The 12,664-nt window shown below is 69.7% G+C and carries 8 protein-coding genes and 2 pseudogenes; 5 read left to right on the forward strand and 5 right to left on the reverse strand.

The window, feature by feature from the left end:
* Positions 1-378 precede the first annotated feature (378 nt).
* The 3 genes from ACWDO5_RS09495 to ACWDO5_RS09505 all read right to left on the reverse strand — a co-directional run bounded on the left by ACWDO5_RS09495 (position 379) and on the right by ACWDO5_RS09505 (position 5,944).
* Positions 379-864 carry a hypothetical protein gene (locus ACWDO5_RS09495; protein ID WP_450529753.1) on the reverse strand — a complete coding sequence of 162 codons (486 nt, stop codon included), beginning with the start codon at positions 862-864 and terminating at the stop codon, positions 379-381.
* Between the two features lie 317 nt (positions 865-1,181).
* Entirely contained in the window at positions 1,182-2,924 is a 1,743-nt protein-coding gene (locus tag ACWDO5_RS09500) for an MFS transporter (RefSeq protein WP_450529809.1), read from the reverse strand.
* A gap of 311 nt (positions 2,925-3,235) precedes the next feature.
* Positions 3,236-5,944 (reverse strand): serine hydrolase, encoded by a 2,709-nt coding sequence (locus ACWDO5_RS09505; protein WP_450529754.1) that lies wholly within the window; start codon positions 5,942-5,944, stop codon positions 3,236-3,238.
* Between the two features lie 231 nt (positions 5,945-6,175).
* On the opposite strand from ACWDO5_RS09505, the gene ACWDO5_RS09510 reads away from it, so the two are divergent.
* The 3 genes from ACWDO5_RS09510 (at position 6,176) to ACWDO5_RS09520 (ending at position 8,461) form a co-directional block, all read left to right on the forward strand.
* Positions 6,176-6,907, forward strand: coding sequence for a GOLPH3/VPS74 family protein (locus ACWDO5_RS09510; RefSeq protein ID WP_450529755.1), 732 nt, complete (start codon positions 6,176-6,178; stop codon positions 6,905-6,907).
* Positions 6,908-7,150: 243 nt separating this feature from the next.
* A complete protein-coding gene (locus ACWDO5_RS09515; protein WP_450529756.1) occupies positions 7,151-8,008 on the forward strand; it encodes a helix-turn-helix domain-containing protein in 858 nt (285 codons plus the stop codon).
* Between the two features lie 243 nt (positions 8,009-8,251).
* The gene (locus ACWDO5_RS09520; protein WP_450529757.1) at positions 8,252-8,461 is read left to right on the forward strand and encodes a DUF397 domain-containing protein; all 210 of its coding nucleotides are present in this window, start codon (positions 8,252-8,254) and stop codon (positions 8,459-8,461) included.
* Positions 8,462-8,614: 153 nt separating this feature from the next.
* Here the strand turns inward: ACWDO5_RS09520 and ACWDO5_RS09525 are convergent.
* Positions 8,615-9,016, reverse strand: a pseudogene (locus ACWDO5_RS09525) (hypothetical protein); the annotation flags it as partial.
* Between the two features lie 3 nt (positions 9,017-9,019).
* Here ACWDO5_RS09525 and ACWDO5_RS09530 point away from each other — a divergent pair.
* Positions 9,020-9,376: pseudogene (locus ACWDO5_RS09530) on the forward strand (SDR family oxidoreductase); the annotation flags it as partial.
* Between the two features lie 310 nt (positions 9,377-9,686).
* On the forward strand, positions 9,687-11,270 hold the full coding sequence (locus tag ACWDO5_RS09535; protein ID WP_450529758.1) for a sodium:solute symporter family protein: 1,584 nt from the start codon (positions 9,687-9,689) through the stop codon (positions 11,268-11,270).
* A gap of 66 nt (positions 11,271-11,336) precedes the next feature.
* Here the strand turns inward: ACWDO5_RS09535 and ACWDO5_RS09540 are convergent, their stop codons facing one another.
* Entirely contained in the window at positions 11,337-12,452 is a 1,116-nt protein-coding gene (locus ACWDO5_RS09540; protein ID WP_450529759.1) for an ADP-ribosylglycohydrolase family protein, read from the reverse strand.
* Between the last annotated feature and the right edge of the window lie 212 nt (positions 12,453-12,664).

The following is a 12,664-nucleotide window of genomic DNA, read 5'->3' on the forward strand; positions in this document are numbered from 1 at the left end:
GGGGCTGCCGCTGGTGGAGCCGCCGGGCACCCGGTCGGGAGCGGCGGGATTGACGGGGACGCCGTAGGCGGCGCGGCCGGCCTCCATGTCTTCGCCACCGGCCGGCCGCGCCCGTCGGCGCGCCACGTGCTCGGGGTGGAGAAGCGAAACCCGATGGGGCTGGGTCGGTCGGCTCCACGGCTGTAGGCAGCCACTTTGGGGCGAGCCTCGAAGATCATGGCCCCAACGTCGTGCTTTAACGGGCAGGTCAAGAGACTGCCCGACGCGCCGGAAGCTTACGGGGCCATGATCACTCGCCCGGCACTTCCGCCACAACGGGGCCCACACCGGCATCCGTTCAGCCCGCACCAGACCAGGTACCGGGCCGCGGTCCTGCCGCTACGCGGTCGTGTAGCCGCTGCCCACATACCAGGACCAGGTCGCCGTGCCCCCGCTGTCCTTCGTCGTGCTGCCCGACATGGGGATCGCGGTGAACGAGCCGTCGCAGCCGTCGCCCTTGTGGCCGCCCTCGTCCACCGTGTACCAGCCGTCGTCGCCGTCGCTGTAGCGCCCCCGCTCGCGGTAGCGGCCGCCGCCGGTGCAGCAAGGACCCGCCCAGGCGGAGTACGACGGGCCGTTGGCATTCTGCGGGGGCTTCGGCTTGCGCGGGCCGGTCCGGGTCGGGGTCGGCAGGGGCGAGCGGGAGACGGAAGGAGAGGGCGTGGGAGACGGGGAGTTGCCGGGCAGTGCCGTGGGTTCGATGCGCTCCGGGGCGCCACCGAGGTCGTCGGGGACGAGGTCGGAATCGTCGGCCGCCCCGGTCGGGGCCGTGTCGCCCCCGTACAGCGTGATCGCCGAGACGACCAGCGCGAGCGCGGTCAGCACAACTCCCCCGGTCAGCAGAATCTTTCCGGTACGTGAGAGGAGAGAGACACGTCCCGCCAGCGTCTCGCGCGCAACCCACGCCCCGCCCGGGGGCCGACCGCCCCGACTGCCCCTACCGCACAGACTGCCCACACCGCAATACGGACACCTCAGACCTGGCAACGCGCCCCTGCCGTTGCCACCGCATCGTTCGCATGCCATGTCACACCTGAACCAGTAGACCAACCACGCGGTATGTGAAGGGAGTCCACTATGCATCAGCGCGCCAGGCAGAGATAGGTGTTAACGCCGGTAAGGGGCAAGCGGCCGTGCGAGGGTCAACGGAGTTCGTCGGGACAGGGCGTCCCGCGCGGCAGTTCGTAGGGGGCCGCCAGCCGGTAGACACCTGGGGCGGGCGCCAGCAGTTCGGTCCACTCGTCGCCCTCCGTGTCCTTCTCCGCCTTCAGCAGACAGCCGTTCCGATTGTCAAAGGTCTTCGGCCCCTCCTTCCGCGCTTTCGACGCCTCCGTCTCCTGTGGCCCCTTCACCTTCTGGCCCTGCTCGTCGACGATGCTCAGCCACGGCGAGTACGGGACCCGGATCAGCACGCGGCCCGCCGTCTTCACCTCGATCGTGAGCTGGCCCGCGCCCGCGTGGTCCACCGTGGCCGGCGGGTCGGCCAGCGGCATCGGGTCCTTCACCGCGAACAGCTGCCAGTTCGCGTCGCTCCAGATCCGCGTGAGATACGGCTGCCCCTCACGCACCAGCTCCGCCTCCTGCTTCGCCCCGCTTGAGTCGGGCGTGCCCTTCGGCAGCACCACATAGTGGACCGCCCACCGGTCCAGCCAGGCACGGTAACCGGCCGAGGTCAGCGTCTTGCCGTCGTAGAAGAGGGGATTGCGCTCTATGTCCGCCTGCCGATTCCAGCCGCGGGCGAGATTGACGTACGGAGCCAGAGCCGACGCCTCGCGGTGGCTGCTTGCGGGAACCACCTCGACCCGGCCACGCTCGGCGTGGACCTGCTGGAGCTGGTTGACCAGCGGTGCGAGCTCACGGTTCCAGGAAGCGGTCGGGGCCGTACGCACCATGTCGTCCACGGCCTTGAAGCCGATCCAGAAGTTCAGCCCGAGGAAGGCGATGACGAGCGCGTACCACTTGCGGGAGCGCGGCACGGTGAACGGCAGCGCCGCCAGCAGCACCACGCCCGCGAAGAGCATCGGGAGCCGGGACACGTTCGAACCGATCTGGGAATCGATCGCCCAGGTCAGCAGCGTGCCGAGGGTGTAGACCGCCGCGGCCGCGCGGACCGTGCGCCACTCCTTCGGTACGAGAACGAGGACGAAGACCCCGTAGAGGAACGGCAACGAGGTCGACCAGAACGACATCGGCTGCGTACCGGAGAAGGGGAACAGCCAGGCGGAGAGCGCCACGACCACGACCGGGGCGACACCGAGGGCGTACGCGCCCGGGCGGCGGCCGTTCAGGAACAGCGCTGCCGCTACGACGCCGAGGAACAGACCGGCCACGGGGCTTGACGCGGTGGCGAGGCCGGCGAGCAGGGCTGCCACCGCCGCTTTGGCCCAGCGATTCATTCTCCACCGGTGTGGCCAGCAGAAGACCGCGGCCACCGCGCCGAGCGCGAACATCATGCCGAGGCCGAAGGTCACGCGGCCGGAAAGCGCGTTGCAGAGGAAGGCGAAGACCCCGGCCATGGAGCAGGCCACGGGATTGCGGACGGCGCGGACGCGGACCAGTATCAGCGCGGTCAGGGCGGCGGAGACCGTACCGGCGGCCATCATCGTCGAGCGGACGCCGAGCAGGGACATCAGATACGGCGAGACGACGCTGTACGAGACCGGATGCATCCCGCCGTACCAGGCGAGGTTGTACGCGGAGTCGGGGTGGCGGCCGACGAACTCGGCCCAGGCGTCCTGGGCCGCGATGTCGCCGCCGCTGTTCGCGAGGAAGAAGAACCAGATCAGGTGCGTGAGCGCGGAGAGTGCGGTCGCGAGGAGTACGGGGTGGCGGCTCAGTCGGTCGCGAAGGTCGTCGAGGGGGCTGGGGTCCGCGTTGACGGGCACGGGGACACGTATTCGCGGCCGTGCGTCGAGGCTGCTGCTGCCGTCCGCCTGTGTCGGCTCAGCGGTGGTCACTGCGGCTCTCCCCGTCCTCCCCGGCTGTGCCGTTGTCCCCCGGCCTGCCAACCTCCGACGTGCTTCGTGCTGCCGTTCCGCGCGTCCGTGCGTTCTGTGCTGCCGTTCCGCGCGTTCCCTGCGTTCCGTGCTGACGTTCCATGCTCAAGGAGACGCTGTCCCGGCGCCCCGAAGTTGCCCCGGGACGCTAGCACGCGGGCGTCCCGGGACTCCGGGACGCCCGCGTCGCCGGCCCTGTGCTAGCCGAGGCGGGTGAGCTTGTCGCCGAATCCAGGTTCCGCCAGGTCCTGCTGGAGCGCGACCGGTGCGCTGACCCGGCCGGTGCCGGAGCCGACGGACAGCTGGCCGACGACGGTGCCCGCCTTGGCCGAGTGAGGGACCGTCTTGCCTCCGTCGGCGATCTCGATCTTTACCTTCAGACCGGCCCAGCCGACCGCCTTGAGCTCCTTGGTTGCGACGACGGGGGTCCGGCCGCCGAGGCGGTCGTCGACGTATCCGACGACATCGCCCTTCTTGATGACGGTCGCGGAGGTCAGGGCGCCCTGTGCAGCCTCGATCACCTCGATGCTGTGGGTGATCGCCAGCTCCAGCTTGTCGTTGAGGATGGCGGCCTTCTGGACGCCCATCGTGATGCCGACGATGCGGCGCACCTCGCCGTCGACCACCGCGTTGGCGGACCAGAGCAGATTGCCGCCGGCCGGGGTGGACGAACCGGTCTTGATGCCGCCCACGCCCTCCTTCAGCAGGGCCCTGTCGTTGTTGTTCCTGATCTGCCCGTCGATACCAGGGATCGTGGTGATGGTCGTGTTGACGATCTCCCGGAACACGTCGTACTGCATGACCGCCTTGGCCAGCTTGAGCTGGTCCTGCGGGGTGGAGACGGTGGTGGCCTTGAGACCGCTGGGGTCCGTATAGGTGCTGTTGGCCATGCCGAGTCCCTTGGCGGCGTCGTTCATCTTCTTGACGAACTCGGCCTCGGACTTGGCGTCCCAGCGGGCGAGGAGGCGCGCGGCGTTGTTGCCGGACGGGATCATCAGCAACTGCAGCATCTGCCGCTCGGTGAACTGCTGCCCCTTCGAGATGGGCGCGGTCGACTCGTCGGCGAGCTTCGACTCGTCCTCGGCCTGCTGGTCGACCGTGATCTTCGGGCCGACTTCCTTGCCCTTGATCGGGTGATTCTTGAGGATCACGTACGCCGTCATCGTCTTGGCGATGCTCGCGATCGGGGCGGCCTTCTGCGCGCCGTACGTCCCGAGGCTGCCGACGCCCTCGACCTCGACGGCCCCCTGGCCCTCGTCGGGCCAAGGCAGGGCGAGCTGCCCGCCCGTGAAGGTGAAGGTGGGCTCGGCGGAGAGGGCGAGCGCGGGGGCGGGGAGCGGACGGAAAGCCTGCGCGATCGCAAAGATGATCAGCAGCAGCACAACGAGGGGCGTCCAGATCTTGATCCGCCGCACCACAGTGCGGACGGGGGTCTGGGGCGGGGGTGGGGTGTTCGTCAGCTCGGCGAGAAGGTCGAGCGGCGGAAGCGGCGGCATGGGCTGCTGCTTGGTCCGCTCGGCCTCGGTGAGCGAGGCCGGAGTCGCGGATGCCTGAGGCTTGGCGGGGGCGGGGGTGCGTACATCTTCGGCCCGCAGCGGCACGAAGGTACTGGTCCGCTCGGCGGGCTTCTCGGGCCGGGGCGCCGGGGGCACTTTGAGCGCGGTGGTGGGCTGGTCGACAGCGGGCGGCCTCAGAGCCTTGAAGACGGCGGTGGGCTGATCGACAGGGGGTTTGGACGGCTTTACTTCCGCAGATCCGGGCGCGGTGGGCGCGGCCTTGGCCTCGGTGTCGGGGGACGCGCCCGGCTTGGCGGCCTCGCCCTTCGCCGCGGCGGATTCCGGCGAGCCGGCGGCCTTGTCCTGCGCCGCGTCGGGGCTCGGCGCGGGGGCCTCGCCGCCGGGGGCGTCGTCGCCTGGAGCTTCCTCGGGAGCGCCGGCCTTGCCCTTGGCGGACGGCTCTGCGCCGTCCTTCACTCCGGCGGACTCCGCCGGAGTGGCGGTCGCGTCGCCGGGGGGGTCCTCGGTGTCAGCACCGGTCTCGCCAGTCGGCGTGCCGGCCCCTCCGGCCCCGCGGGCATCGCCGGAGGCGTCCACCGCGACCGGAACGTCCCCTTCCGGAGCATCGGCCTGCGACTCCGACTGCTCACCCGCGCCCGCAGGCGCGTCCCGCCTTACGGCTTCAGACGCATCCTCAGCCCCAGACTGCTCACCCGCGCCCGCAGGCGCGTCCCGCCCTACGGCTTCAGACGCATCCTCAGCCCCACCGTCGTCGCCGGAGGCATCCTCGACGACCGGAACGTCCTCGTCCGCGTCGTCGGCGCCCGCAGGCGCGCCCTCACGCCCATCGCCGTCCCGCTGCACGGCATCAGACGCATCGACATCCGCACCATCGTCGCCAGCGGCGTCCCCAGCGACCGGAACGCCGCCGTCCACGGCCTCGGCCTGCAACTCCGACCGCTCACCCTCGTCCGCGTCGCCGGCACCCGCAGGCGCGCCCTCACGCCCGTCGGCATCCCGGACCGCGTCGCCAGGCGCATCCGCGGCCGAACCCGCCGAGCCCGCGTCGCCAGACGCATCCGCATCCGCGTCCCCGCTCGTCACCCACGCCGCCACCGCCGCGCGCAGCCTCGTGTCGTTCTCCACCGAGCCCGACTCCGTACCCGGCTCCGCGCCGGACCGCGAGTCCCGCCCTGCGTCCTGGTCCGCGCCCGCTCCGCCGCTCCGCTCGGACGGTGGCAACTTGAACACAGCCGTCGGCTGGTCCACCCCGGGGGCCGTCGCCCCCGGCGATGCCTGACGGAGCATGGCGAGACGCGGGTCGCGTTCACCCGGAGTCGTCTCCCCCGACGACTTCCGCTGCTCCGACCTGTCGGGGGACTCGCCCGCCACCGTGCCTCCTCGATGAGTCATACGCCTGCGTCCCGCCTTGCGCGTCCTGCGCCAAATGCACGTCGCACGGGCGCCGTCATCACGACAGCCCGTGTTGTCCGAACCATCTACCAGTGTCCTGTCTGAGAGCACGGCTCCCGCGCATAGACGAGAACGACATACCTACCGGTTCCCATAGAAAGCACCCAGGCGCTCTCGACAGACCAATGTGAGAGGGGTCACCCTGTCATTCATCCACGCGGGGAGGCATGGATGGGCAGGAGCCGCAGAACACTTCCGGAGGAGCTACTGCTGCTCGCTTTGGACCCGACCACGGGTACCACAGCGCAGCCGCAGTCGCTCGACCTCGGCCTGGCCGGAGCTCAGCTAGTAGAGCTGGCTCTGGCAGGACGGATAGCCCCAGACGGGGATCGTATCGCCGTGGTGATGCCACGGCCGACCGGAGATCCGACTCTGGACTCCGCACTGGAACTGCTGCGCAGACGCGGCAGCCCGGTTCGGGCGGTCCACTGGATTGGCGGGCCCCGACTGGGGTTGCGCCAGATTTACCTCTCGCATCTGGAGCGGTGCGGCATGGTGCATGCCGTGGCGGGCCAGATGTGCGGGGTGCTGCCGACGACTCGCTACCAGGCGACGGACACGGCAATCAGCCGGGACATCAGGGCCCGGCTGGACAGTGCGATCCGCACCGGCGTACCGCCGGACCCGCGGACCGCGGCGCTCGCCGCGCTGGCCCACGCGGTCGGACTCGGCAAGCACCTCTACCCCGGGAACGAAGGGCGTTCCTCGAGGTCCCGTCTGCGGGATCTCATCAGGCACGACCCGATGGGCGGACTCGTGGCGCACGCCGTGATGGACGTTCAGAACGGTGTGGCCGCTCAGCCCCGCCGTAGTCCCACCGTACCGGCCGCCAATCGACAGCCGACGGCCGCCGTGTCGATGCAACCACGCCGCGGAAGCATGGCCCGCGTCGCCGCGCACTGACGCAGCGGTACAAACGGCACCAGCCGCACCACGCGTTCCAGGAATGACCGCACAAGATCCGCCGCACCGACGTCCCCATGACCCGGTTCGGGAGCCGCACAGAACGCGCGGGGCAGCCACAGCGCTGCCCCGCGCGTTCGCGCGTGCATCCTGTGTAGCCATTTGGCAGCGCAGCCACGACCATTGGTGGCAATCTGCTGAGCAATAGATACGCTCAGCTACGCAGCCGGAGGTGCAGTTTCCGTGGCGTCCAACGTCAACCCCACCGTCAGGCGACGCCGTTTGGGCCAGGAGCTGCGCCGGCTCCGCGAACTCAAAGGCATGACGGCCGAAGAGGTGGCGGAGCGCCTTCTCGTCTCCCAGTCGAAGATCAGCCGCCTCGAGAACGGCCGCCGCTCGATCAGCCAGCGCGACGTCCGCGACCTGTGCGGGGTGTACGAGGTCGAGGACCACCGGATAGTCGACTCGCTGATGCAGATGGCCAAGGACTCCCGCCAGCAGGGCTGGTGGCACGCCTTCGGAGACATCCCGTACAGCGTCTACATCGGCCTGGAGACCGACGCGGCCAGCCTGCGGGTGTACGAACCCCAGGTCGTCCCCGGTCTGTTGCAGACCCGGCAGTACGCCGAGGCGCTGATCACCGGCGCGCTGCCCGAGAGCGGCACCACCGACGTAGAGAAACGAGTCAGCGTCCGCGTGCGCCGCCAGGAGCGGCTCAACGACGCAGAGCACCCGCTGCGGCTGTGGGTGGTGATCGACGAGGCCGCGCTGCGCCGTCTCGTCGGCGACAAGCAGCTGATGCGCGAGCAGTTGGAGCATCTGGTGGAGCTGTCCCAGCTGCCGCATGTCACCGTGCAGGTGCTGCCCTTCGACATGGGCGCCCACCCGGGCATCAACGGCCAGTACGCGATCCTGGAGTTCCCGGACACCTCCGACTCGAGCGTCGTCTACATCGAGGGCGTGACGAGCGACCTGTACCTGGAGAAGGCCAACGATGTGCAGAAGTACAGCGTCATGTACGAGCATCTGCGCGCCCAGGCCCTGAACGTGGATCACACGAGGCAGTTCATCGCGGACATCGCCAAGGAGTACGCACGCTGACACGCCCGCCGGCAGGTCCGCCGACACTTCGACTGACATGTCGGCTGATTCACCCTCCGAAAGGTCTCTGCGGCGAGGGGGACCGCACGGTACACCCCCGCCGCAGCGGGGCGGAAGAGTCGCATGGAATATGCCATCCGGTCGAGTGAATGGCTGCCTCGCGCACCCATGGCGGCGAGTAGCGTCGATCACGCCAGCAAGAACGTTGGCGCGAACCACACCACTTGCCGAAGCGGAGCGAACATGGCAATCATTCAGGGCGCCACGGATACCTGGACGAAGTCCTCGTACTCCACGGGAAACGGCGCATGCGTAGAGGTCAAGTCCCCCGTCGTGCAGGCCATTGCCGTCCGGGACTCCAAAGTCCCCGCGGGTCCGACCATCACCTTCGTCCCCGAGTCGTGGACCGCGTTCGTGAACGATGTGGGGCACGGCGCGTTCGACCTCGGCTGAGCACGACGCCGAGGAACACCGCGAACCGACGCGGCACAGAGCGCCACGAGCACCATCTGACAGAGCCCTCTCGACTGGTTCGCCGTCCCGGCCGAGGGGGCTCGGCCATGCCCCCACGGCCATCCCCCACCCACTTCCGTCGCGCGCTTCGGCTCAGCGCAGTTGATCGACGTAGCGGTCGGTTCCGGGGACCGTCGGGATGAAGGGAGCAACCAGCTCCACCCGCCCGAGCCCCGATTCGACGACCGCTGCGTCGAGCCCGGCGAACGCAGACTCCCAAGGCTCCCTCGGGTCCTCCTCGAGGAACCACAGCAGCATCAGTCGGGTGTCGACGCCCTCCACCTGCTTCACATAGGTCATCCGGTCACCCGGCAGCGGAGTCGGCCGGAAGACCGTAACCATCGCCGCGCAGGAGCCGGCCAGCCGCTTCGCCAGATGCTTCGTACGCAGCCACTCCAGCAGCTCGGCCCGCTGCTCGGGCCCGTCGGCGTCGATCACCTCCACCACTTTGCCCGCGTACGGATGATCCAGCGCGTGGTAGTCGCGCGGTCCGGCCGGTCGGCGGTGGCCTCGCCCTCACAGGTGTGGCAGGCGGCGTACGCGGCGCCCAAGGGCGCGCTGACCTCGGCGATGTACTCGCTGGCGCGCGAGCTGGGCCCGGACCGGATCCGGGTGAACACCGTGCTGCCGGGCTGGATGTGGGGGCCGCCCGTCCAGGCGTACGTCCAGTTCACCGCGCACACCGAGGGCGTACCAGAGAACGAGGTGCTCGGGCGGCTCACCGAGCGGATGGCACTGCCCGAGCTGGCCACGGACGGAGATGTGGCGGAGGCCGCGGCCTTCCTCGCCTCCGACCGGGCCCAGGCGATCACGGGTCAGTCACTGCTGGTCAACGCCGGCGAACTGATGCGGTAAAGCCCCTCCCTTCTCGGCCGCACGGGACCCGCATCCCGTGCGGTCTTGTCGTATCCACGGAGACTGACGAAGTGCCCGCTCATCGTGTGGCCGCTGTCACGTTCACGACAACGCCCGGGAAGGTCAAGAACAAGTAAAACCGTTCGGCTTTCTGACCTGTGTTCACATTTCTGACCGCACATCCCCTTGACCCATCGCCCGGCCAGGCGGTTCAATCCCCGAAGTCCCCACTCCCGCACGGGGGCTCCGCTGATCGGACGTACTGACGAAGCACATTGACGTTCACAAGGCGGACCCCAGGAGGGGGCACATGAACAGTCTCGACTGGACCGTGCTCATCGGTTACTTCGGTGTGATGGTCGCGATCGGACTCTGGTCGCACAAGCGCGTCGACAACGTCAGCGACTTCTTCACCGCCGGCGGCAAGATGCCGTGGTGGCTGTCGGGCATCTCGCACCACATGTCCGGCTACAGCGCGGTGATGTTCACCGGCTACGCGGCCATCGCGTACACCTACGGCGTCACCTCGTACGTCACCTGGTCCTTCCCCATCGCGATCGGCATCGCCATCGGCTCCCGGGTGTTCGCGCCCCGGCTCAACCGGGTGCGCTCACGGCTGCATGTGGCCTCGCCGCTCGAATACCTCAAGAACCGCTACAACCTGCCCACCCAGCAGGCGCTCGCCTGGTCCGGCGTACTGCTGAAGATCGTCGATGTCGGCGCCAAGTGGGCTGCCATCGCCACGCTGCTCTCCGTCTTCACCGGTGTCTCCCTCAACACGGGCATTCTGATCACCGGCGCGGTAACCGCCGTGTACTGCACCGTCGGCGGCCTGTGGGCGGACGCCCTCACCGAACTCGGCCAGTTCATCATCCAGTTCATCGCGGGCATCGCGATGCTCGTCGCCGTCATGGCCGAACTGGGCGGTTTCAGCTCTCTGTGGAACGTCTGGGACGAGCCGGAGCTCAAGGGCCACGCGGAGCCGCTGGCCGGCCCGTACATGATGGTCTTCCTGATCGCGTACCTCTTCATCAAGACCTTCGAGTACAACGGCGGCATGTGGAACCAGGCGCAGCGCTACATGGCCACCGACTCCGCGAAGTCGGCGGAGCGGTCCGGCCGGCTGTCCGCCGTGCTGTGGCTCGTCTGGCCTCTGGTGCTGTTCTTCCCGATGTGGGTGGCGCCGCTGATCATCGACACGAAGGTGCCTGCCGACTCGTACGCGCTGATGGCCGAACAGCTGCTGCCGCACGGTCTGCTGGGCCTGGTCATCGTGGGCTTCTTCTCCCACACCATGGCCATGTGCTCCTCCGACGCGAACGCGATCGCGGCGGTCGTCACCCGCGACATCATGCCCGCCGTGTCCCGCAAGGTCCGCGAGTGGGACACCCGCGCGGGGCTGCTGGCCGCCCGCTGGGCCACGCTGCTCTTCCTCGGTCTCTCGATGGCCATCGCGACCCAGGTCAACTCGGACTTCTTCGGTGACATCATCACGGTCGTCATCAAGTGGGTGGCGGGGCTCATGGGTCCGATCGCGATTCCGCTGATGCTGGGCATGCTGCCGTGGTTCCGCAAGAGCGGACCGACGGCGGCGCTGGTCAGCTGGGGGCTCGGCCTGGTCACCTTCTGGCTGGTCAACTACCCGATCAGCTGGAGCGTCGACGGCGGCGTGCCGTTGCAGTACCAGGTCTCCATCCCGCTGGCTGTCTCGCTCGTCCTCTACATCCTGATCGGCCTCATCAAGCCGGAGGACACCCCCGAGCGCGACGACCTCATCGCCCGGATCAACTCGGACGGAGACGGCCCGGGCCCGGCGTTCGCCGGCGCGGCTGTGCCGGCGCCGGCACAGCCCGCCGAGGCGAAGGCGCTCGGGCGCGAGGGCGCGGACGGCTGACGCTCGCTCTACGCCGCGTACGAGGGCCCGGCTCCTGAGGAGGGGAGCCGGGCTCTCGTACGCACATCAGCTCCGCGGGTAGCGCGACAGCCAGGCGGGCGCGGTGACCGTGGGGCCGTGCAGGGCCGGGCCCTGAGTCATCTCCATCGCGAAGTCGTCGGCGAGCTCAAGGATCGTGGGGCGGCCCTCCAGCTCGCAGAGCCAGGCGGGCGGCAGCGCCGTCTCGCCGTGCAGTGCTCCCAGCAGCGAGCCGGTGACGGCGCCGGTGGTCTGGGAGGGGCCGTCGTGGTTGACGGCGAGACGCAGGCCGTGCCGGATGTCCTCGCCGACGAGAGCGGAGTAGACGGCGATGGCAAGGGCGTCCTCGGCGTTGTGGCCCTCGCCGAGCGAGGCGATCCTGGCGGGGCTCGGAATGCCCTGGCGTACGGCGCCGAGGGCGTGCTTGAGGGCGTCCGTGACCGGCTGGTGGCCGGGGCGCGCGGCCAGCTGGGCGAGGGCGCGCTGCACCGAGCCGTCGAGGGTCTCGCCGCGGGCCAGACCGTGCACGATGACGGCGAACGCGCCGGCCGAGAGATACGCGGTGGGGTGGCCGTGCGTCTGCGCCGCGCACTCCACGGCCAGCTGGCACACCAGCTGCGGCTCCCAGCCGACGAGCAGCCCGAACGGCGCGGAGCGCACCAGCGCGCCCGCGTCGCGCGCGGCGGGGTTCTTGGGTGCTTCGAGGGTGCCCATGGTCTCGTCGCCGAGCCCGATGAGGCAGGCACTGGCGGGGTCGCGGCGGGTGTAGAGCCATTCCTCGCGAGCGAGCCAGCCATTGTCCTTGCGGCGCTCGTCGGGGCCCCAGTCGTGCTGGGTGGCGGCCCATCTCAGATAGGCGCGGTGTACATCGGTGGGCGGGTGCCAGGCTCCGGTGTCGCGGCGGACCTGCGCGCGGATCAGCCCGTCGACGGTGAACAGGGCCAGCTGGGTGGCGGCGGTGACGGCCCCGCGGCGGCCGTGGGCGGGCACGAGGTCGCCGACGCCGTCCGGGCCGTGGGCGGCGCGGATCTCCTCCACGGTGAGGGCGACGACCCCGGCGCCGAGCGCGTCGCCGATGGCGCCGCCGAGCAGGGCGCCGCGCACCCGGGCGCGGAAGTCCTGCTGCTCGGCCCGGCCCCAGACGGCTGTGGCTGCTGCGCTCACCGCGCGTCCCTCCCTGGACGTCGAACGTATGCCTGGCGCAGCACTGTAATCGAACGGGAATGGGGGGTTCAGGGGGCGAGAGGGTGACGGGGGCCACGTGGTGGCCGGTTTTGTCCTCAATCACCGGACGGGCTGGAAATGGCAGCCCGAATCGTGGACACGGGGGCACAGCCTCGACAGCAAGGGCAACCGGGCTCGACGGCGCCGGTTTG

Source organism: Streptomyces sp. NPDC000880, assembly GCF_053599675.1.

Coding starts and splice junctions, on each gene's coding strand:
- ACWDO5_RS09510 (WP_450529755.1), top strand. CDS start 6,176: ATGGGCAGGAGCCGCAGAACACTTCCGGAGGAGCTACTGCTGCTCGCT.
- ACWDO5_RS09535 (WP_450529758.1), top strand. CDS start 9,687: ATGAACAGTCTCGACTGGACCGTGCTCATCGGTTACTTCGGTGTGATG.
- ACWDO5_RS09520 (WP_450529757.1), top strand. CDS start 8,252: ATGGCAATCATTCAGGGCGCCACGGATACCTGGACGAAGTCCTCGTAC.
- ACWDO5_RS09505 (WP_450529754.1), bottom strand. CDS start 5,944: ATGACTCATCGAGGAGGCACGGTGGCGGGCGAGTCCCCCGACAGGTCG.